18 protein-coding genes are annotated in these 23210 nt (G+C 39.8%); 8 read left to right on the forward strand and 10 right to left on the reverse strand.

All coding sequences use genetic code 11. The features are described from left to right. Positions 1–109: 109 nt before the first annotated feature. Positions 110–1711 carry an FMN-binding glutamate synthase family protein gene (locus EAX61_RS06695; RefSeq protein ID WP_121916910.1) on the reverse strand — a complete coding sequence of 534 codons (1602 nt, stop codon included), beginning with the start codon at positions 1709–1711 and terminating at the stop codon, positions 110–112. Positions 1712–1795: 84 nt separating this feature from the next. Between EAX61_RS06695 and EAX61_RS06700 the strand changes: the two genes are divergently transcribed. After that, positions 1796–4723 carry an FAD-binding and (Fe-S)-binding domain-containing protein gene (locus EAX61_RS06700; RefSeq protein WP_430641064.1) on the forward strand — a complete coding sequence of 976 codons (2928 nt, stop codon included), beginning with the start codon at positions 1796–1798 and terminating at the stop codon, positions 4721–4723. Here the strand turns inward: EAX61_RS06700 and EAX61_RS06705 are convergent. After that, the gene (locus tag EAX61_RS06705; protein WP_121916911.1) at positions 4720–5562 is read right to left on the reverse strand and encodes a hypothetical protein; all 843 of its coding nucleotides are present in this window, start codon (positions 5560–5562) and stop codon (positions 4720–4722) included. The two genes, EAX61_RS06700 and EAX61_RS06705, sit on opposite strands and share 4 nt — an antisense overlap. Positions 5563–5701: 139 nt before the next feature. Between EAX61_RS06705 and aroC the strand changes: the two genes are divergently transcribed. From aroC to EAX61_RS06735, 6 genes are all read left to right on the forward strand, one after another. Beyond that, positions 5702–6766 (forward strand): chorismate synthase, encoded by a 1065-nt coding sequence (aroC, locus tag EAX61_RS06710; protein WP_121916912.1) that lies wholly within the window; start codon positions 5702–5704, stop codon positions 6764–6766. 83 nt (positions 6767–6849) lie between these two features. After that, positions 6850–8295: a dicarboxylate/amino acid:cation symporter gene (locus EAX61_RS06715; protein ID WP_121916913.1), complete on the forward strand. Its 1446-nt coding sequence runs from the start codon at positions 6850–6852 to the stop codon at positions 8293–8295. Between the two features lie 144 nt (positions 8296–8439). After that, a complete protein-coding gene (locus EAX61_RS06720; RefSeq protein WP_121916914.1) occupies positions 8440–9327 on the forward strand; it encodes a hypothetical protein in 888 nt (295 codons plus the stop codon). Positions 9328–9431: 104 nt separating this feature from the next. Further along, complete coding sequence (gene gshB, locus EAX61_RS06725; RefSeq protein ID WP_121916915.1) at positions 9432–10463, forward strand: glutathione synthase; 1032 nt, start codon at positions 9432–9434, stop codon at positions 10461–10463. Then, positions 10456–11310 (forward strand): N-formylglutamate amidohydrolase, encoded by an 855-nt coding sequence (locus EAX61_RS06730; RefSeq protein ID WP_121916916.1) that lies wholly within the window; start codon positions 10456–10458, stop codon positions 11308–11310. Before gshB ends, EAX61_RS06730 begins: the two co-directional genes overlap by 8 nt. A 35-nt stretch (positions 11311–11345) precedes the next feature. Beyond that, entirely contained in the window at positions 11346–12503 is a 1158-nt protein-coding gene (locus EAX61_RS06735; protein WP_121916917.1) for a peptidase MATCAP family protein, read from the forward strand. Positions 12504–12553: 50 nt separating this feature from the next. On the opposite strand, the gene EAX61_RS06740 is transcribed toward EAX61_RS06735, so the two are convergent. After that, positions 12554–12982, reverse strand: coding sequence for a thiol-disulfide oxidoreductase DCC family protein (locus tag EAX61_RS06740; protein WP_121916918.1), 429 nt, complete (start codon positions 12980–12982; stop codon positions 12554–12556). Between the two features lie 86 nt (positions 12983–13068). Then, on the reverse strand, positions 13069–14736 hold the full coding sequence (locus EAX61_RS06745) for a sodium:solute symporter (RefSeq protein ID WP_121916919.1): 1668 nt from the start codon (positions 14734–14736) through the stop codon (positions 13069–13071). 144 nt (positions 14737–14880) lie between these two features. On the opposite strand from EAX61_RS06745, the gene EAX61_RS06750 reads away from it, so the two are divergent. Continuing rightward, positions 14881–15975 (forward strand): glycoside hydrolase family 43 protein, encoded by a 1095-nt coding sequence (locus EAX61_RS06750; protein WP_121916920.1) that lies wholly within the window; start codon positions 14881–14883, stop codon positions 15973–15975. Between the two features lie 215 nt (positions 15976–16190). Here EAX61_RS06750 and EAX61_RS06755 read toward each other — a convergent pair whose 3' ends face one another. From EAX61_RS06755 to EAX61_RS06780, 6 genes are read right to left on the reverse strand one after another with little or no spacing between them, the layout of a single operon-like run. Beyond that, entirely contained in the window at positions 16191–16790 is a 600-nt protein-coding gene (locus EAX61_RS06755; protein ID WP_236641998.1) for a Pycsar system effector family protein, read from the reverse strand. Between the two features lie 11 nt (positions 16791–16801). Continuing rightward, a complete protein-coding gene (locus EAX61_RS06760; RefSeq protein ID WP_121916921.1) occupies positions 16802–17188 on the reverse strand; it encodes a YybH family protein in 387 nt (128 codons plus the stop codon). Positions 17189–17232: 44 nt separating this feature from the next. Continuing rightward, entirely contained in the window at positions 17233–18375 is a 1143-nt protein-coding gene (locus EAX61_RS06765; RefSeq protein ID WP_121916922.1) for an adenylate/guanylate cyclase domain-containing protein, read from the reverse strand. Further along, on the reverse strand, positions 18368–19510 hold the full coding sequence (locus EAX61_RS06770; protein WP_121916923.1) for a sensor histidine kinase: 1143 nt from the start codon (positions 19508–19510) through the stop codon (positions 18368–18370). Before EAX61_RS06770 ends, EAX61_RS06765 begins: the two co-directional genes overlap by 8 nt. Before the next feature lie 7 nt (positions 19511–19517). Beyond that, positions 19518–20648, reverse strand: a complete 1131-nt coding sequence (locus tag EAX61_RS06775; protein ID WP_121916924.1) for an FIST signal transduction protein — start codon at positions 20646–20648, stop codon at positions 19518–19520. Position 20649: 1 nt separating this feature from the next. After that, complete coding sequence (locus tag EAX61_RS06780; protein ID WP_121916925.1) at positions 20650–22896, reverse strand: pyridoxal phosphate-dependent decarboxylase family protein; 2247 nt, start codon at positions 22894–22896, stop codon at positions 20650–20652. Positions 22897–23210: the final 314 nt, after the last annotated feature.

Consider the following 23210-nt stretch of genomic DNA (forward strand, 5'->3'; position numbering starts at 1 on the left):
CAGGGGAAGTAATCCTACTAAAAACCCCATCTCGAGAGCGATGGGGTTTGTTTTTTAGTACGCTTTCGCGAAACGCTAAGGATGTTTTTTCGAAAAAGCGAATACCTAATTAATACCGAACATCTTCTAAGTCCATTTCCTTTGCAACCTTTTTTCTGTTATAGTTCCCTCCGAGGTCAGGACATTTAGAAAGTGTTTTTGTTGTGTTAAAAGGCACCGGGACTTTATGATATCCATACACATCTGCCAGTGTTTGCGTAAGATTTTTATCACCTAGATTGATATCTATATCGTCCATTGTGAGCTGGCACGGATGCTCGTAACCACATGCTCTCGTGATTTCGAGAAGTTCCTTTTTGAAGTTTTTGAAATAGTATTGGGTTCTTTCGGCTTTGTCGGGAATGTTGATTCCGCGCTGTAACCATTTGTTCTGAGTAGCTACTCCGGTAGGGCAGGTGTTGTTGTGACAAACTTTAGCCTGTATACAGCCCACGGCAAGCATTGCTTCTCTGGCAACGTTAATACAATCTACACCCATTGCAAAAGCCATCGCGCCTTTTGCTGGAAAGCCCAGTTTTCCGCTTCCTACGAATACGACACGGTCTGTTATTTCACGTTTTTTGAAAATCTTATATATATCGCTAAAGCCATACACCCAAGGCAAGGCCACGTGGTCTGCAAAACTTGGTGGGGCCGCTCCGGTACCGCCCTCACCACCATCTATGGTGATAAAATCTGGCCCGCGACCTGTGTCTTTCATAATATCTGCAAGTTCATTCCAGGCGTCTAATTTGCCTATGGCCGCTTTGATCCCCACGGGAAGTCCTGTTTCTTTTGCAATTGCCTCTATAAAATCTACCATTTCCGGTACGGTAGAAAATGCCTTATGGTTAGGAGGCGATAGTACATCCTCACCTTGTTTTACTCCACGTATTTCGGCAATTTCTTTTGTGATTTTTGAGCCTGGTAGAACTCCGCCCTTTCCAGGTTTTGCTCCCTGGGAGAGCTTCACTTCAATCGCCCTAACCTGCGGATTGTCTTGCACTAATTTCTTCATTTTCTCCATCGAGAAGCCACCATCCTCCGCGCGTACCCCAAAGTATCCTGTGCCAAAATGGAACACCACATCTCCGCCTTTTTTATGGTAGGGTGATAGTCCGCCCTCGCCAGTATTATGATACGCGTGCGCTTTTGCACAACCGCGGTTAAGTGCTTCAATCGCCTTAGCCGAAAGAGAGCCATAGCTCATCGCACTTACATTTATTATAGAAGCTGGTCGGTATGGTCTAGCTCTACGTCCAGCGCCCATAACTTTTGCGCAAGCGATAAAATAGGGGTCTTTAATATTAGGATGATTATCCTCCAATTTAAAAGGCATCATCGCGTTATTGATAAAAATATAATGCGACTGATTGATATCTCGATCCGTTCCAAAGCCCTCATAGTTATTCTCATTTTTTGCACTGGCATAAATCCATCCGCGCTCTATACGGTTAAAGGGGAGTTCCTCGCGGTTATTTGCCACGATATACTGACGCAATTCTGGGCCAATGCTTTCTAGCATATATCTAAAATGCCCTACAACGGGGAAATTCTTCGTAATAATATGTTTCTTATTAAAGAACATATCACGTATTGCAACAATGAGAATGACAATAAGTATCCATCCCCACCAAGCAATATTTCCCAAAAAGTCTAGAATAGCCTCCATAGATTCAATTTTTCCCTAAAAATACGATAACCCACTACATCACAAAAAAGATTTTGCGCTTAAAGTGTACTTTGTGCAATAGCAATGGTACCTAAATTTCCTATTTTTAGCCTAATGACAGATGCCCTCAAAAATCTTGCTTCACAACTTGACGGAACCCTAGAGTACGACGCGTTACATAAGGCAATTTATGCAACAGATGCCTCGGTGTATCGCAAGATACCGCTGGCGGTGGCGTTTCCTAAGACTGAAGAAGATATTGGGAAGATTATCGCTTTTGCTGTAGCGCATAAAACCACATTAATTCCCAGAACAGCAGGTACTTCCCTTGCGGGGCAGGTCGTAGGAGAGGGCATCATTGTAGATGTTTCTAAGCACTTTACAGAGATTATATCTTTTGATAGAGAACGCAAGGAAGTGACCGTTCAGCCCGGTGTAATTCGCGATGAACTGAACCGTTTTCTCAAGCCTCACGGACTCTTTTTTGGCCCCAACACTTCTACGGCAAATCGTTGTATGATGGGTGGTATGGTGGGTAACAACTCTTCGGGGACGACCTCGATAAAATATGGCGTAACTCGGGATAAGGTCGTACGGTTAAAAACCATTTTGTCAGATGGTACAACTGCTGTTTTTGAAGATTTAGAGGAAGACCGCTTTCGCGAAAAGTGCAACAGTAACACATTAGAAGGATCTATTTACAAGACACTTTGGGAGAGCCTTTCCAAAGCTGAGGTGCAAGAAGAAATAAAAAACCAATTCCCAAAACCCGAAATCCACCGTCGAAATACGGGTTATGCGCTAGACGCTTTAATTGCTCGAGCACCTTTTTCTGCAAGTAGCAAGCCATTTAATATGTGCCAACTCTTGAGCGGAAGCGAGGGAACGCTAGCCTTTACTACAGAAATTACGTTGCAATTAGACGAATTGCCACCGCAATATGGAGTCGTAGTCGCCTCGCACCATTCGAGTATATCACAATGTATGAAGGCCGTAGTTCCTGCAATGCAACACAACTTGTACACCTGCGAAATGATGGACAAAGTCATACTGGATTGCACCAAAAACAACCGCGAGCAACAGAAAAACAGATTCTTTGTAGCAGGTGACCCTAAAGCCATCCTGATGCTCGAAGTACGCGACCACACGCTGGAGGGTGCGAGAGCAAAGGCACAAGCACTTGTTGCGACTTTAGAAAAAGAAGAGGTGTCCTATGCAAACCCAATGCTGGAAGGCACCCAGATAGACCAAGCGATGGAACTGCGCAAGGCGGGTCTGGGCTTGCTAGGCAATATGATAGGCGATAAAAAAGCCGTGGCGTGCATAGAAGATACGGCTGTCGCGCTGGAAGATCTCGAGTCGTACATAGAAGAATTTTCGGCGCTTATGGAGGGTTATGGTCAGGATGCGGTGTACTATGCGCACGCTGGAGCTGGAGAAATTCATTTGCGTCCTATCCTCAACTTAAAGAAATCTGAAGATGTTGCACTTTTTAGGGCGATTACGACAGATGTGGCCACCTTGGTCAAAAAATACAAAGGTTCAATGAGTGGAGAACACGGCGACGGGATTGTACGCGCTGAGTTCATTGCTCAAATGATAGGAGAGAAGAATTATGAACTACTTAGAGAAGTCAAAAAAACCTTTGACCCGCATAATGTGTTTAACGCAGGTAAAATAGTCGATGCATTTCCTATGGACGTTTCGCTACGCTATAAGATTGATAGGGAAGAACCAAAAATCGGAACCTTACTCGATTTTCAAGACCAAGAAGGCATCCTAAAAACAGCCGAAAAGTGCAACGGTAGTGGCGATTGCAGAAAGTTACCCGAAGCGGGAGGAACAATGTGTCCCAGCTACCGAGCGACACGTGATGAAAAAGATTCTACAAGAGCGAGAGCAAACGCATTGCGTGAATTCCTAACTACTTCTGAAAAAGAGAATAAATTTAATCACAACGAACTTAAAGAAGTTTTTGATTTATGCCTGAGTTGTAAGGCTTGTGCGAGCGAGTGCCCAAGTAATGTAGATGTTGCTACGCTTAAGGCAGAGTTTGAATATCAATACCAAAAGGAGAATGGCAGTAGCTTGCGTATTAAGGCTTTTGCAAACAATACAAAACTTAATAGGTTAGGAGCCAAATTTCCTACCTTTTACAATTTTGGACTGCGTACTAGTGGCGGTCTTGCTAAAGCTCTTCTAGGCATCGCACCTCAAAGAAGTCTCCCAAAAATCAATCTGTATCAACATCTATATAAAGTGCGGACTTCTGTAAAGGCGGGTCACGGGAAGAAGGTTGTGCTGTTTATAGATGAGTTTACGCAGTTTCTAGACGGAAATATTGGGCAGGACGCTTATGTGTTGCTCGTAAGGTTGGGATATGATGTAACCGTTGTTAAAGATTTGGATTCTGGGAGGTCTTTTATTTCCAAAGGGTTTCTAGAGGAGGCCAAACAACACGCGATTAAGAATGTGGAGCACTTATCGTCCATTGCTTCAGATGATGTAGCGATTGTTGGTGTAGAGCCTTCGGCTGTCTTGACGTTGCGTGATGAATACTTAAGGCTTGTCGATGATGTTGACAAGGCTAAGAAAATAGCCTATCGTGCGATGCTTATAGAGGAATTTCTTCACTCTGAGGTGAAACAGGGTAGGATTAAAAGGGAGCACTTTTTCGCGAAAGCGAAAACCCTTAAAATCCACGCGCATTGTCATCAGAAGGCATTATCATCTGTAGAACACACGTTTGCCATTTTAAATTTGCCTGAAAATTATAAGCCAACAATTATTCCGTCGGGATGTTGTGGGATGGCTGGGAGTTTTGGTTATGAGAAAGAGCACTACGAAGTAAGTATGAAAATAGGGGAGCAGACGTTGTTTCCTGCGGTGCGCAAAGCGCCAGAAGATGTCATCATCGTAGCAAATGGAACGAGCTGTCGCCACCAGATAAAAGATGGAACTCAGCGCGAGGCGGTGCATCCCGTTACAGTATTGCTAGAGGCTTTACTCTAGTTGGTTACCATAATATCTACCGCCTGCTGAGTGGTTACATTTGAGGCAGTTGGTGGAAAAGGAAACGTTATTCCAAAAGGTGTCAAATCAATAAATTCATACTGAAAACTTACGGTCGAATCTACCAAACCGATATCCTCTGCGTATGTATTTGTGGCGACAAGTACTTCTTGTGGTACAAGCACAGTAACAGGAATACCTACCACAACGGTAGAAATGGTCGCACTTACAGCCAGCTCCGACTGAATGACGCTGTCAAAGGTCATCGTGCCTACCGTGTAATTTTGTACAACGCCTAGCTGACGTGTTTCTGCCGTTACATCTATCGTAATGGGAAAACCGTTGAGGTCTTGAGTTATGGTCTGTTCGTTTACGCTCAGGACAGTTCCTGCAATTTGGGATTCGTCATAAACTACGCTTGCAGGAATATCTATGGTAAAAGGATTAGTCGGGTCTACGGGAACCGTAATGGAACCTGTGTAGGTAAGTCTTGCATTGTCTTCGGTGATGAGTCCGTTGCTTAATAAACCAGTCATAAATCCTGTACTGGTTTCTGATGCCTCTAAATCCGTAAACTGGGTGCCATCTTGATTTACGGGAGCAACAACGATAAGTGTATCTCGCGTTGCGGGCATTTGGTCAACACTCACATCATAAACCCAGCGATTTCCTTGAGTGGTCGAGAAATAGCTTTTTGTACTTTCTTCATTCTCATCATCACCTTGGTCATCGTCTGTACCCATTTCCATTACATCGTCGCTGTCTTCACTGTCATTACAGGATGCGAACGTGAAGATTGCTAAAGAGAAAATGAGCAGGAGAAGGAATGAGCGTTTCATAAGTTTATGCTTTGCAACAAATATAGTTTAAAGCTTTGATTTTGCACACAACTCGAGGTTCTTGATAAAAGTGCGATTATGTCTTTTATGTTTTTTGATATTGCTTGATTACATTTACATTTGTTCAAAACGCTTCTTAATGGCAGGAAATACCTACGGGACTTTATTTAGACTTACGACTTTTGGAGAATCGCACGGCAAGGCCATAGGCGGTATAATAGACGGATGCCCTTCTGGTATCGAACTTGATATGGAAGCCATTCAGTATGAATTAGAGCGTCGTAAACCAGGTCAATCTAAAATTGTCACACAACGCAAGGAACCCGATACGGTCGATTTTCTTTCGGGCATTTTTGAAGGGAAAACCACAGGAACGCCCATAGGTTTTCAGATTGTAAATACCAACCAAAAATCAAAAGACTATTCTCACATTAAAGATACGTACAGACCAAGTCACGCCGATTATACCTACGATAAGAAATACGGCAACCGTGATTATCGAGGTGGTGGTAGGTCTAGTGCTCGTGAGACGGCGAGTCGGGTAGTGGCGGGAGCCATTGCACAGCAGTTTTTAAAGGATATAAAAATATATTCTTATACTTCGGCGGTGGGAGATTTGGTGATGGATACCCCATACCAGGAACTGGATTTTAGCAAGATAGATAGTAATGATGTGCGTTGTCCTGATTCCGCTTTCGCGAAAGCGTTTACAGAAAAAATCAAAGTCACCAAAAAAGCGGGAGATACCGTAGGAGGCGTCATAACCTGCGTCATCCAAAACGTACCCGTCGGACTGGGAGAACCTGTCTTTGATAAACTGCACGCCGAACTGGGAAAAGCAATGCTCTCTATAAATGCCGTAAAAGGCTTCGAATACGGAAGTGGATTTGCGGGCGCACAAATGAACGGAAGCGACCACAATGACATATTTAATGCTGATGGCTCGACGAAAACAAATCTAAGCGGTGGCTTGCAAGGCGGAATAAGCAACGGGATGGACATCTATTTTAAAGTAGCGTTCAAACCTGTGGCAACCATAATGCAAAAACAAGACACGATAAATAGCGATGGCGACGTTGTCGAGATGCAGGGCAAAGGCCGTCACGACCCCTGTGTCGTACCCAGAGCCGTTCCTATAGTAGATGCTATGACGGCGATTGTGCTGGCAGATTTTGTGTTGCGGGATAAGAGTGTGAGACTTTAACAAAGACCGCTTGAGGCGGAGATTAATAAATAACAATACCGCTATCGGGATGAGAATCCCACCTTTGCGGGAATGAAAATAATATGGGAAAATTAGCATTACACTGGAAGATTATTATTGGGTTGATTTTAGGAGTCGTATGGGCACTTATCTCTAGTAAATTGGGATGGAGTTCATTTACGATAAACTGGATTGCTCCTTTTGGGACGATTTTTATTAATCTGCTCAAGTTAATTGCAGTGCCACTTGTGTTATTTTCTATAATCAATGGTGTCGCAGGAATAGGTGATCCATCGAGTTTGGGCAGAATGGGAGGAAAGACGCTTCTTGCATACTTAGTAACTACAGTTCTTGCCGTTGCATTAGGACTGACGCTAGTAAACGTAGTAGGTCCAGGAAAGCTAGTCGATCAAGAAAGTCGCATCGATAATAGAATAAGCTATGAGCTGTGGGCACAGGAGCAAGGTTTAGAAATCAAAGATGGGGTGAATTACCTTCAAGACCCTGCCTTCTTAGAGCGGGCAGGAAGAATTTCTGAACTCGTAAAAGCGTCACCAGAGGATGCCAGCGTTTCCGAAAAGATGAAGACTGCAAATGCAACTAAAGAGGCTGGACCTCTCCAACCACTTGTTGATTTAGTGCCTCAAAACCTTTTTAAATCCCTAACAGATAATGGCTTGATGTTACAGATCATCTTTTTTGCTATTTTCTTTGGCGTTTGTTTATTGTTCATACCTAGCGAGAAATCTGCTCCAGTAATCAAGATTGTAGATAGTATTATGGAGGTCTTCCTTAAGATGGTAGACTTCGTTATGCAAGCTTCTCCATTTTTCGTATTTGCATTACTTGCAGGTGTTATTAGTAAGATGGCAGGAGATGATATAGGAAAAGTGGTCGAGATTTTTAAGGGACTTTCATGGTATTCACTTACCGTTTTCCTAGGTCTTGTATTGATGATTTTTGTAATGTATCCGCTTATCTTAAAATTACTTGTTCGAGTTATACCCTACAAAGGTTTCTTTAAGGCGATGGGACTTGCGCAAACGACTGCATTCTCTACCTCGAGCAGTGCGGCAACGTTACCGGTGACGATGGAATGTGTGGAGGATAATCTAGGGGTTGATAAGAAAATTACAAGTTTCGTACTTCCCATAGGTGCAACGGTAAATATGGATGGAACGGTATTGTATCAAGCTGTTGCTGTAGTGTTTCTTGCGCAACTACATATGATTGATTTAACTATTGGACAGCAGTTAACTATTGTGCTTACGGCTACACTTGCTTCTATAGGAAGTGCAGCAGTGCCCAGCGCTGGTCTAGTGATGCTTATCATCGTTCTAGGTTCTGTAGATTTAAACCCTGCGTGGATTGCCATCATTTTCCCGGTGGACAGAATTCTCGATATGTGTCGTACGGTAGTTAATGTAACTGGAGATGCAACCGTATCTTCTATCATTGCAAAAGGTGAAGGAATGCTTCATTATGATGCGACCAAGAATCCAGACGACGCCTTTGACCCTGAAAAATAGGGATTTGGACGAAAACTATGTTAAAAACCAAAACTTTATTTAGTTATCCTGTATTTTTAATATCCCAAGTTATGAATATGATTTAAAGTCGACCTTCGGGTTTAAATCTTCCTACGCGTGTTATGATTAAGAAAAATCTTAATTATGAAACGTATTTATTTAATTCTATTGTTTTTTGTTGCTTGTTCGACATATGCTCAAGTTGGTATAGGAACTGCCACACCTTCTGACGCTGCGATGCTTGAGGTTGATGGTGGTAATGCTACTACTGGATTTAGGGGGTTTATGCCACCTGTGCTAACTATTGCTCAAAGAGATTTAGTTCCGGTTACAGCTAGTGATGTGGGTATGCTTGTTTTTGTAAATGATGTGCCTAATGGTGTTCAATGTTTACAATTTTGGGATGGAACTACTTGGGTTTGTCAAGGAGGCTCTTCTGCTGGGCGGACTGTGGTAGCACGACAAGACTTTGAAGTAACACCAGCCGGCCCTATTCTTAATTTTTCAGATGCTGGAGCTGGAATGACTCTCACGGGTATGGGAGGAAATCCAGTCTCAAATTTATTTGTGAGTGGCTCTCAGGGTTATGGTGTTAATAATGGAGTTTCCAATATAACATTTGCTCCAGTTGATCTCTCAGCTTTTGCAAGTGGTACATTAGAGTTTAAATTAGGTGCTTTTTCTACAACGACTGGAACTTCTGGTGGGGCTGATGGCGGGGACACCGTAGAAGTTTTTGTAACAAGTGGTGGTCTAACGGAGTCTTATGAGTTCTTTCTTGCAGGAAATGATAATTCTTTATATGATTTTACGGGCGCTGGAGTTGTGGAGTCACTTGTAGATCAAGATAATAATCAAACCTCACATAGACTCCTTGCTGGAGGAGGGAGTTTGAGTGGATTAGATGCTCAATCTACTGTTACACTTCTTGGATTACCAAATGATCCAGATGTTCAAATTAGAATAGTGCTCACTAACAATGGTACGCCAGAATTATGGGCCATTGATGATGTTGTTATTTATGGGGAATAAGTGATGTTTTTCGCGAAAGCACAATACCCTATTAACATTTAGCATTCCTTTAAGCAACTCACGTTATTTTTTTAGTACTTTGTTAAGACTAAAAAATTGACCAAATGAACGTATGCTTTATTATGTATCCGTGGGATGAAATAGACCCAGAAAACGATACAACACTTTCCTTAATTTCTGAATGTAAAAAACGTGGGCACGGCGTGGCGATTACCACTCCGGCAAATCTTACTATACGCGATAGTGAGACTTTTGCTTTTTGCAAGGCACTTAATAAGATGGATAAGGTTCCTACGAATCTTAAATCCTTTCATAAGAAAGCGACCTTGCGTGAAGAGATGCTTCCGCTTGCTGGCTTTGATGCTATTGTCTTGCGGAGCAATCCGCCACTGGATATGATAATGTTGAATTTTTTGGATTCGGTAAAGGATGACATGTTCATTTTAAACAACGTAGACGGCATACGTCGCGCAAACAATAAATTGTATACTGCAGCTTTTGAGGATACAACAAATGATTTCATACCCAAGACTCACGTTACTAAAAATAAAGATTATCTCATTAAGATGATTAAGGAGTCAGATCAGGATAAGATGATTCTTAAGCCATTAAACGGTTACGGTGGCTCTGGTGTTATTCTAATTGAGAAACGTGCAATGAGCAGTATACGTTCTCTTCTGGATTTTTATATAGACAACAAAGATGGATCTACAAATTACGTCATTCTTCAAGATTACATAGAGGGTGCAGACCAAGGTGATGTGCGTATCTTACTTCTCAACGGGAAACCCATAGGGGCTATGAAACGTGTTCCTGGAGAGGATGATCACCGTTCTAACGTCTCGGCGGGTGGTAGCGTACAGAAACATTCGCTCTCTGAACAAGAAAAGGAATTATGCCGTCGTATCGGACCAAAATTAGTTAAAGATGGTCTATACTTTGTTGGGATAGATGTAATAAACGGAATGCTTGTCGAGGTAAATGTGATGAGTCCTGGCGGTGTTACGTATATCAATAAAGTATATAAGGTCAAGCTACAGGAGAAAATTGTCAATTTTATAGAAGACAAAGTGATTGAGCGTGTTTCGAGACTGGAACGCAGAGCCAAACTCCGTAAAACTGTAGAAGATGCTTAGACTCTCCCCAGACGAAATGATTGCCAAAATAAGTGCCGCAGAGCCTTTTTATGCTGTGTCCCACGATTACTCTTTTACGCTTAAAATAGAAGAATACACATATTTTCTATGCGGTGCCGTGCACGACGGTCACGAGTTTAGAAAAGAACTTTGGGATAATTGCTTGCACACAGAGTACGACCGATGGTACGAGGAAGATCCGTGTACGCGGCAGATGGTACAATCTATGCCTATGGTCATTGCGGGTCGAGACAGCAGGTTTGAGTATGACCTTAATCGGGCTCCAGATAATGCAATTTATGATGATGCTTGGGGCAAGAAACTTTGGAAACAGCCTTTAACTGAAGAACAAAAGAAAGCAAGTCTCAACAAGCACAGCAATTTTTATCACGTGGTACACGCCCTAATTGCCAAGATGGAGGAACTCTTCGGTGCTGCGATTGTGTATGATATGCACTCCTATAACTGGAAACGGTGGGATAGAGCCGTTCCCGTAATAAATTTAGGAACTTCAAATATTGATAATGAACGTTTTTCCGCTTTCGCGAAAGCGTGGTGCGAATCATTAAAGACCATAGAGTTACCTAATGATATAGAAACAACAGCTGCCATAAACGATACATTTAAAGGCAATGGATATTTCTTAAAATATATCACCGAACATTTTGACCATTCTTTAGTACTAGCAACTGAATTCTCTAAAATTTACTGCGATGAATATGAATATGTAATATTTCCAGAAGTCGTAGAAGCTATAGAACAACAGCTTAAACTGCACGTGCGCAATCACGCGACGTCGTTTTATAATGAGTATATTTTGAAAAACAATTTGCTCCCTAAGAAATAATCGTAATTAGTATTTTTGCCGAATAATTCCAACCTATGCAATCTAAGGTAGTAGATGCTCACGCCTCACTTTTTGAAATAGACAGAAACCTTGATAAACTCGTTAAGGATATTGAGTTGCTCAATTATCTCAATCCGCTCAATATTGAAAACGAGAAGAAGCGTTTTTTTGCCTCAAAATTTACAGAGGAGCCCCAATTTAAGTATCGAAAAATAAAGTTTAGCCCTTTTAAACTACAACGCCAGTTTTTTAATCAGCGCTTGGAGCGCATAGAAGATGAAGATATACGCAGGTTGTATCGTGACATTGTTTATGAATATTCTGGACTTATAGAATGTATTGAAACGATAGGTCAGGGGAAACAGTTTTATTACAGTAGTCTTAAGGTTTTTGGAACTCCCAAGGAGCGTGATGTAGAGAATGCTCGTTTTATTCTTCATTTTAAAGATGAGGATGAGGGAGAAAAAATGATTAACAAATATAATGCAGACGAGGCTGCAGCTTTCTTTGAAGATTATGGAAAGCGATATGCTTTTAATTTCAATATCACGCAGAGCACCAACATTTCTGCAGCGGCGATGGTATTAAATGCATCGGACACCCTGATGCTCAAAAAGAATAATAAATTTTCAGAAAATCAGCTTAAAGTTCTTGCAAACCACGAGATAGGCGTACACCTTGTGACTACACACAATGGGAAATCACAACCGCTCAAAATTTTCTCAAACGGTTTTGTAAATAATACGGAGACTCAAGAGGGACTTGCCGTAATGAGTGAGTATATGAGCGGGAATCTTACCTTACAACGTCTCAAAGAGCTTGCATACCGTGTGATTGCGGCAGACAGTTTAATTAAGGGATATAGCTTTGTAGACACCTTTGACTTACTGTATAATCAGTATAAAGTGAGCAGAGACAAAGCTTGGCAAATTACTTTGCGCGTACATCGCGGTGGTGGATTTACAAAGGATTCTTTATATCTCACAGGGCTAAAAAAAGTGTACGACTATTATCAAAACGGAGAAGATCTTTCTCTCCTGCTCACAGGGAAAGTAACGCTAGAAAGTTTACCTATGATAAATAAGATGATGGATATGGGACTCGCAATACCGAGTAAATATATCACAGATTCTTATACTCAGAATAATAATACAAATGAGAAGTTAGATTTTATATTGAAGAACTTGAAGTAGAGATCTTTTTGATTCCGCTTTGGCGAACCTGCCGGCAGGCAGGAGCGTAACTAAGCATCATTTAATTTATCCAGAAACTTGCTCCTCAATTCTGGTGTAGGAATCATACAGGCATCCTTCTTTCCAAACCATTTGTATCTATTTTTAGCCACGTAGTCATACACCCAGTTTCTAATAAAATTAGGAATAATCATAAAGCCGAAGAGTAGGGGGTAGGCACCTTTTAGGTGCCTTGCAACGCGCAGTGCTGCTGTAGACTTTATACTGGCTCGTTCTCCTTCCACAAGAATAATAGAATCTGTTTCAGTAGGGTCTATTTTGTGTTTTTGAGTAAGAAATTGACCTGCCTCACTTTGTAGTGGAGCATATCTGAAGAGGTCTTTTCTGTCTTTTTTTATCACAAATGTGATTGAACTATTGCAAAGGTTGCAAACACCGTCAAAAAGAATAATTTTTTTGTCTTCTAGTAGCTCTTTCATACGCGGCAAATATCGGGATAAAATCGCTCAAATTGTCTTTAGTTTATCGGTATGATTAATGAAATGAATTGATATTTTTTCTCCTGCTATCCTGTAAAATAGGTCAAGATTACAACAACAATAACCACAAGTAAAACAGAGAGAACAATATCAATTTTATCATAGCTTCCTCTTGCAGCAGCTTTATCTTCATCAGACAAAGTACCAAAGGCGAGTCCGCGTATGGTTGCATAATTTGGAGCAGTAGTCGCAAGACTCACAGAAACACAAACAGCTACAGAAAATATGAACATAAATATAGCCATATGGGCAAAGTTTATAGTAGCAAAGGCGTACATAATCCCATTTACCACCGTTTCTCCTGTAGCGCGAGCATCCAGAATCTCTTGTTGATAATAAATCTCAGACCCCAATCGCATAATGAGTAGTGCAAGCCCTGTCATTAGTGTAGCTATTGCAGCTTGCGACGTTACACGCTTCCAGATAATACCTAGTAAGAATACCGCGGTAACTGGAGGAGCAATATAGGATTGTACGTTTTGTAAATATTGATACATCACACCACCTCCTATTTTTTGCATTATCGGAATCCAAATGATACCTAAGACAACAATAAATCCAGTTGCAATCTTACCTATGTTTAATAACTCTCGTTCGCTTTTTTGTGGCTTCAGTTTTTTGTAAATATCTATGGTAAATATGGTGGAACAGCTGTTAAAGACTGATGCGAGCGAACTCATAAGTGCAGCCATCAACCCTCCAGCAACAAGTCCTTTTAAGCCTACGGGAAGTAACTTGGTTACTAACATTGGAAAAGCTCTGTCTGCCTTTTCAAGTGCAAATACTTCTGGGTTCTGAACAGAAAGAGCAAAGGCTATTACACCTGGAATTAGGAATATAAATATAGGAAGAAGCTTAAGATATGCTCCAAAAATAGCTCCTCTACGACCTATCTTTATGTTATTTGCAGCCAGGGTGCGCTGTACAATATACTGATCTGTACACCAGTACCAAATACCAACAATTGTCCCCCCAAAGAGTAGACCCGTCCACGGGAAATCTGGGTCATTCATAGGGCGCCACATATTAAAGTGGTCTGGTCTTACTTCTCGTATAGTTGTTTTGAGCTCATTCCAGCCACCTACTTCTGCCAGACCAAAATAAGTAATCATTACCGCACCTAATATTAATATTACAGTTTGTAAAGTCTCCGTATAAATTACAGCTTTCATCCCGCCCACAATCGTATAAAGTCCCGTAAAAATTACAATTCCTATAGCTCCATACCAAAAAGGAATTCCTAACAGCTCAGAAACCACGATACCTCCAGCATAAATTGTAACAGAAACTTTAGTCAGGACGTAAGCAAGGAGCGAGAAAACAGAAAGAAACCATCGTGATCTGGCATCAAAACGTTTTTCCAGAAACTCTGGCATTGTAAAAGCACCGCTGCGTATATAAAAAGGCAGGAAAAGCCACCCCAGTAATAATACAATCCAAGCGTGCAGCTCATAATGTGCCATCGGCATTCCAGACTCAAACCCAGTACCAGCAAGGCCCACTACGTGTTCAGATCCTATATTAGACGCAAAAATAGATGCCCCTATGACGAACCAGCCTACATTACGACCCGCTAGAAAGTAGTCTTCGGTATTTTTATTTTTTTGTAACACTACCCATACGGCTACGCCAATCAAGGCAAGTAAGTAAAATGCTAATACCCACCAGTCTGCAGTTTCTAAAACACTCTTCATTTTAGTAATTATTTCATGGTCACTTTAGTAGTGACTATTTTAGTGTAGAAATGTATACTTTTTAATTTATAATCTAAATAAAATGTTAGTAAAGTGTATATATTTATCAATAATTATGCAATCTGATATCAACTATATTCCATTATGAAAATCAAGATCCTTTCTATTTTGTGCATCATTGCTACACTACATATACAATGCAAAGAACAAAAACCATCGTCGGCCGGTGCAGATGAATCTGATAGTATATCTGTTGAGGTTTTCGAATTTGACAAGCCAATCATTACAGAACAATATACAGCAGATCCTTCTGCTCATATTTTTGATGGTAAAATGTATATATATCCTTCTCACGACTATGAATCGGGCATTCCTGAAGATGATCTAGGAAATCACTTTGCAATGCGCGATTATCACGTTTATTCTATGGACAGCGTAGGGGGAAAAATCACGGATCACGGAAAAGTCTTAGATATAGACCAAGTCGATTGGGCACACCGTCAAATGTGGGCTCCAGATGCAGCCGAAAAGGATGGAATGTATTACCTCTATTTCCCAGCAAAAGATAAGGATGATGTTTTCCACATAGGGGTTGCAGTAGCGGATAACCCTGCGGGCCCTTTTAAGCCTGAGTCAGATTACATAGAGGATAGTTACAGTATTGATCCATCGGTTTTTAAAGATGGAGGAGAATACTATATGTATTTTGGCGGGATATGGGGAGGTCAGTTACAATGGTACCGAGATAATAAATTTCAAGGGAAAAGAGATGTATATCCAGATGATGAGAAGCCTGCATTACAGCCTAAAATCGTTAAACTCGCTCCAGATATGAAAAGCTTTGCAGAAGCTCCAAAGGACATTGCAATCTTAGATAAAGACGGAGAATTGTTAAAGACATTAGATAATGATAGACGCTTTTTTGAGGGAGCGTGGGTTCATAAGTATAAGAATACCTACTATTTGTCCTACTCTACTGGTGATACGCATAATATTGTATACGCAACTGCAGATAATCCTTACGGTCCATTTACGTATCAAGGAAAAATACTCAACCCAGTATTAGGGTGGACAAATCACCACAGCATTGTGGAGCAAAATGGGAAATGGTACTTATTCTATCATGACAGTTGCTTATCTGGAGGAAAAACCCATTTACGCAGTGTAAAGGTAGCGGAACTTAAATACAATCTAGACGGCACCATTCAGGAGATGGATAAAATGGTTTCCGTTGACTAATATGTTTTATGCCTAAAAAAACATAAAACCCAGGATACAACTATAATCGATTATCAATATGTGTAATACGGGTTGATGGGATATACTAGGAGCTCCTTTTGATGTAGAGTATACGTTTTTGCGAAAGCAGAAATATTCACTACAAAAAGTAGAGACTATTAAATAGGTGAATTATTTCTTAAAATTACTTTTGAGATTAGCCTATAACGACAATTTTAAGGCATAAATTGCACAATCACTATGTATGTTGCAGCGGTTAATAAGAGTAATAACCCTAAAGCAAGTAATCGCAATGACCTATTTACATTTCGAAATTTGTAAGCGGCAATTTTAGATATGATGAAAATTTGTTGTCCTAGTTGAAAAAAGAGTTTTTCTTCCTCTAAACTTACAGCATAAAACTTTTTTGAAAACTCGTTTATATTTCCAAATTTTGAAATAATATCTCCAAAAAAGAAAATATTCTTATCGTACTTTTTTTCAATCCTAGGCATAAAACAGCGTATACTGAAGTACATAGAAGCTATTGTACAAAGTAGCCAAGCAACCATAACTAAGTACAAAACAATACTAGAAATTCCCTCTAGAAAAATCATCCCAACGTTTTGATATACAAGGTTGAGCAAAATCCCATAAAAAGAGAGAATGAGACCAGCCTTGATCTCAGAAGCTTTTATAAGTCCAAAAACATAATTTATACTGCCCCAATAATGATCTACAAGATCTTCGGTATGATCTCGTAAGGATGATGAGGTCATTGACTCCCGTGAGTCACTGACCTTACCTATCTTTTTATTGAAAGTTTCCTCTTTCATAGGTTTCTGGATTATTCTGACGTATTTGAATTAAAACAATCTCTGAATATTTTCCACCCGCCATCTTCTTGTTTCCACAGCTGTATAGTTTTACCATTATCTAACTCACTTCCATCTGCGTGACTTAGATTATACTCAGCTTGCACTCCCACAACTCCAGAATCGTTGTATGCTGTAAAATTTAGGACTTCATACTTTGTAAAACCCTGAGCGATAAATCCAGCGATCGCTCCTTCTATTGCAGCTCGCCCAATAAATGACGGAGAGCCTCCTGCCATAAATGCGCCGTCTGCAGTGTAACATTGAGCTACACCCGCGGCATCCTTGTTTGCCATTGCTTTTGCAAATTGTGTGTTTCGGGCTGTAATTGCTGCTCTAATTGAATCTGTTGTAGCCATAATGTTTGAATTTAAGTTGGTTATTAATTATTTGAAAAAAGTATTTAGCTTTTTCTGTCAACAAAGTACATATCCACTTCTCCTTTATTTTTTACAGACAGTTTACCTCTGTGGGAACAATGAAAATGGTCTTTTATAAGTGCATACGTACGTTGTGAGATGTTGACCTTTCCAGGTTCACTTTTTTGTTCTAATTGAGCGGCTAGATTTACTGTGTCTCCCCAGATATCGTAGGCAAATTTGGTAAGTCCCACTACACCCGCCACAACTGGCCCCGTATGAATCCCCATTCTTATTTTAAATTCTGGAAGATTTTGAATCCGTTTTGAGGTATTAAAACCGCTCATAAATTCCTGCATATCTAATGCAGCATTAGTGAGTACTTGCGCCTGATTTTCTACTGAAGTAGGAAGACCACATACGCACATATAACTATCACCTATAGTCTTTATCTTTTCTATATCATACTTTTTTATAATTCTGTCAAAACCTCTAAAACTGTCATCTAGTTGCGCCACTAATTCATCTGGAGCCATTTTTTCTGCAATAGACGTGAATCCAGCTATGTCAGTAAACAGCACACTCACTTGATCGTACTTACGCGCATAAGATTTTCCAAATTTCTTAAGCTCACTTGCAATCTCCTCTGGTAAGATATTGAGGAGGAGTTTATCAGCTTTGGCCATTTCTGTTTCTAGTAAGAGCGATTTATTTTCTATTTCTAGCGTTCTTAGTTTTACCTTCTCTTCTAATTGCTCATTGTGAATTTTAAGCTCACTTATTAGTGATTTATTATCCCTTCTCAGTATTACCGCTTCTAGGGCATTATCTATAGTAATTTTTAGTTCATCTTTATCCCACGGTTTTGTAATATACCTGTAAACCCGTCCCGTATTTATCGCCTCGATAATTGCTTCTATATCGCTAAAACCTGTAAGTATCATTCTCACAGAATCTGGCTCATCAGGTAATTTTTGTAAAAATTGAACTCCTGTCATACCCGGCATACGCTGGTCTGTAACGATTACGTGTATATCATTTTCTGCTACTACCTTCATCCCTTCCTCACCGCTTATTGCAGTAAATACGTTATAATGACGACGTAGTGCCGCTCTAAAGGAAACGAGGTTGTTTTCTTCATCATCTACATATAATATGTTGAAGCCAGATGTATCTTCTTTAGTCATTAGTATTAGTTTGAAGTGAGGTGTTTTTTTCTTGTTTGATAGGTAGCTGGATGTGGAAAGTAGTTCCTTGACCTATTTCCGAAATTACAGATATGCTTCCTTTGTGCTTTTTTACAATACCATAGCTAATTGACAATCCTAAACCTGTTCCTTTCCCCACATCTTTTGTGGTAAAAAAAGGTTCAAAAATTTTCTGCTTTACTGCCTCAGGCATTCCAGATCCGGTATCCCTAATTTTTATGAGAACATCATCCCCATTACTCTCAGTAGTTATAAAAATACTTCCAGTACCTTCAATAGCTTGTATGGCATTAGACAGAATATTCATAAATACTTGGTTTATCTCTCCTGGTAAACAGGTAATCTCTGGTATGTTTCCATAATCTTTTACGACCGTCACCCGATCTTTAAACGAGCTGTGCAATATTGCGAGTGTAGATTCTAGACCTTCATTTATATTAGTGTTCTTTACCACATTTTGATCAAGCCTAGAGAAGTTGCGCAATCCTTTGACTATTTCTGAGGTACGGTGCGCACCTTCTTCTATACCTTTTAATAACTCCTGCACCTCTAGTAATGTGAATTCAAGATCTTTCTTGCGGTTATCTTCTTTTGCTTTCGCAAAAAAGGCCTCCAGTTCATTCTCTGCAATCACCTTTTCATAAGCGTGAATACTTTCTATTATATCAGACAGGTCTTCCTTAAGTGGCTTTATATTTGCCGAAACAAAATTAATAGGGTTGTTAATTTCGTGTGCCACACCAGCAGTAAGTTGTCCTAGCGAAGCCATTTTCTCAGACATTACTAGTTGTTGTTGTGCCTCTTTGAGGTCCCGCAATAAGGTATGCAGTTCCTTATTTTTTATTTCAATGAGCTTGTGCTGTTTATCGACCTCAGTAAGTGTGCGATTAATTTCATCCTTGCTTTCCTCTATAATCTTCTTTTGTGTTTCTATTTCTGTGATACTAGCGTTTAAGATATTTTTGATAGCAGTTTTATCTATAAGCGTTCTGTTGTATTGAAACTCAAATGCTTTGCTCTGCTTTAAACAAGCACGAAATTCCTTCATTAGATAATCTCGCTCCTCTGCAGTAAGATTAAGCGCTTCTATATATGTTTTTAAGGATTCTTGCATTTATTGATTACTTGCGTTCTTCTAGTACTACCATAGAGCAGGTCTCGTTGTGAAAATCACAAGTGCTATTTACAGCAGTACCTATTTCTCCGTACGTAAAAAAGCCTAGAAGAGGCTTGTCCCATATAGACCGCAGTTTACCCGCCTCATCTTCCATTATGGGTCCTAGGGCAAGATGTCTGGCTTTACAGGAGAACACAATTACGGCATCTGGGTTTTCCATTGTATCCTTAAGAACACTTATACTATCACGAGTTTTATCTACTAAGTCAAATCCTGGCGGAACAGAAAATTGTACTTTACTTCCCTCAGGAATTCCTCCAGCAAAAATGAGCGAACTATCCTCCATATTTGCCATAAGAGGAGCTCTCAATACTACGTTTCCATTCTCTTTTTTCATTTGGAGTGGGTATTGTGCAAAATTCATTGCAATTACCTCTGCCCTGTCGTGTAGGTTTTCTGTAAACTGAAAGAACTTTACAAATACATCTAGTGCAGGTTCATCATCTATGGAATACACGATATTTCCATCAGACTTTGTAATGGTTTTTTCTACACCTATATTATCCCAACCACTGGTAGCAAGACCAGCCACGTGTACTTTTTTATTATCTATAATAAGCGCGAGTAAGCCGTTATCACTCTCAAAGTCATTGCTAAATACGTAAGATGCAGTCATCTTAAGGTCATCACCTGCAAGACCACCATAAAGCGGAATCTTATTATCAAAATTTTGCACTCCATTTATAATATCCTCTGCATCTACAGTTAGACCGCTTGACACTACAATTATTGAAGGGTCATTAAAGGTGTTTTTGGCAGTTGTAGCCATTTCTTTGGCAATCTCTAGCGTATTTTTAGATGACTTAGAAAATATAGAATAATGCTCCCTTTTAATATCTAAAAGCATAATAACAGTTGCACCTTCCGTTATTTCATTGTCTATGACCTCGCCAGCGGTAGTACTTCCAAAAATCTGAATATTATGACCGTTTAAAAATGTAACCAGCTCCTTTCTATCTTGTGCAATAGAACAGAATACAATGGCAAGTGTGGGGGCAAAGTTTTGTGATACCGCTTTCGCGAAAGCGGACTTAACCTCACCTATAGAAGTCCCTTGAATGTTTATTGCCTTCATATTAACTTATGATTATAGGTTGATTATTTTTAACCTTTTGAGAAAGATCTGTAAGATTTCTAATCATTATTTCAATAATTGTTGGAATAAATGATCCCTTAACCGTGTTGCTCAAAAAAGGATTCATCATCGTAGAAATGATAAAGTTGATTTTTTCATCAGGGTTATCAGTCACACCCAGCCTTCCTCTTAAATCGTCCATTAACATATCACCATAATTATCACGTGTAAAAGAGGAAGAGGTCACCACTAGCTCAGGAACGTGTTCTTGAACCCCTGGTTTATCATTAAAACTAAATGTCCTGTATACATCGTCATTTAACTTATTTACCTTGTCAAGGTTTGTATTTTTAGATCCGTCATCTTCGTAATAATTAAACATATATGTGATAATAGATTGATCACCACCTAGCTCTTTAAATAAGTTAAAGGCCTCTGTATCTGCAAGTAATTGCTCATCTGTCACATTTACAATACGATCTCTTATAAACTCATATTGAGCTAAAATAGTAGCCTCATCTCCACCTTGCTGAATCGCTGGAATAGGCACTAGCGGTACAAAGAAAAAAGGTAAATTTTCAATATTTAAACAAACCAGTGCAGCATATAATCTTTTAGAATTAAAAAAACATTTTCCAGACAGTTTACCGTAGCCATCTGCATTAGGACGTATTACTTTATGGCTTAAGTATACTGCTGCTGCAGCAGCTCCAGGTTTAGAACCCTCTACGCCATAAACGCCCACAGTGGGATCTACACCGCCGTGGTACACGACTGGTGCAGTAAAAGCAACCAGATTACGCATCGCCGAATTTCGGTAGCACAACCCGCCAGCAGGATATGGCACATATCCAGATTTATGAGGATCTATGGTTATGGAATCTGTCTGACCTAATACTTCATATTGCTCTTTTACATAATCACTCATAGGTAAGAAAGCCAGTTTAGATTGATGCAGCCTCTTGAAGTGTGTAGGGTCATTATCATCTGGACTTATAAGCATAGTTCTGTAGTAACCACCCCAAGCAGCGTCAGAGTGTATTGCAAACTCTAAACCCCGAGCTCTAAATTTTTCTCGTAAGGCAAGCACTTCTTTCAGTGGGTCTACCGCACTTTCTTCTGTAGAACCTATTATAACTACAACATTAAGGAGAGGAATTTTCTGATTGAGACAATTTTCTAGAAGTTCTTCTAGATGGGTAATGTCCATTCTAGCTCTATTGTCCACCTTTACAGATATCATATTTGCAGAACCTACGCCTGCAATCGCTGCTCCTTTAGGCCAAGAATAATGGCGTGTAGCGGTACATAATGACACCGGACTGTTAGAGATTGTAGGTAAATATTTTCTTAATATATCTGTATAGCCTAGATTCTGTACAGTGTATTTTGAAATTGCATTACCTAAAGTGGTAATATCAATCCCATATTGTTTTGCAAGGTTATCAGGAATTGCTAGAATTTCATCTATGGGTAAATTTACCACAGACCAGTCATCTAGAGTTAACAACGAGACTTTTGATCCATTTAATAATGTGACTTGGAAGTTTTTTGCTGGAGCTAGCACTGCTTCATTTTGTAAAGCTGCTCGCACGCTCACTGGATATAATGTCAGATTACGGGCCATCCATAATCCCTCAAGATTTGCAACAGATCCATCGCAGGTAATATGTCCCCAGGCGGTAATTTCGTCTATAGGATGGGAATCTGCACCTGGAAGCATAGGCATTATGAGATACCCTAACATTTTACAAAGTTCATTACCCACCTGTATTTCCATTAAGGTTGTAACGGGAGAGGCCTCTGCCGCTACATTGTTTTGATTGTAAAGCAATGCTGCAAAATATCCTAAAATACCAGGCATTGTAGTATCCCAAAGCATATGACCAATAGATCGCATACTAAAAAAAGTTCCAGAGCCCTGAAGTTGTTCTACAAGTTTACCGTATTCAGTTTCAAGAAGATCTAAGGTTGCCTTATAATCATCTGTAGCTTTTACAGCTTCATCAAGATAGTCAGGGTCTTCCGGATGATAGTTATTGCGATACATCGTGTTACCTGCTATTGCAAGTCCCATCAATTCATACATTTTACTTGAATTTCCCCCGTGAGTCCCTAGAAAAAGTGCTTCTAGAGTTTCTGCGCTGTGGCCGTCTAACTCTATTTTTCTAGAGTGGTCGAGATTGCAATGTTTTTTGTGGAGATTTTCTGCAAACCGGATTGCACTTTCTTTGTCATTATGTAGCATCTCTTAAAAAATTAGATACTTGCAAATAATCCATATAAGATTATTTAACAAGCAGGGGGATGGTTATAAATGAAAAGCTTTTGAATAGAAATTTAAGTATTTCATATCGTTAACACGAATATGATATTTTAACGCTATTCAAACGAAAGATAGGTAAAAACCTTATTCAAAAAAAGGTGTAATGCCCTTATTTTGAATTACTTGTAAAATTTAGGTGTTGTTAGAATTTCTTACATTTTTAATAAATGATTATTCATAGAGAGATAAGAACACTTTATAGTGTATTTTAAAGAATCAAGAGCTCTAGCTGAAAG

The organism is Dokdonia sinensis, from assembly GCF_003688895.1.
GTDB classification, from domain to species: Bacteria; Bacteroidota; Bacteroidia; order Flavobacteriales; family Flavobacteriaceae; genus Dokdonia; species Dokdonia sinensis.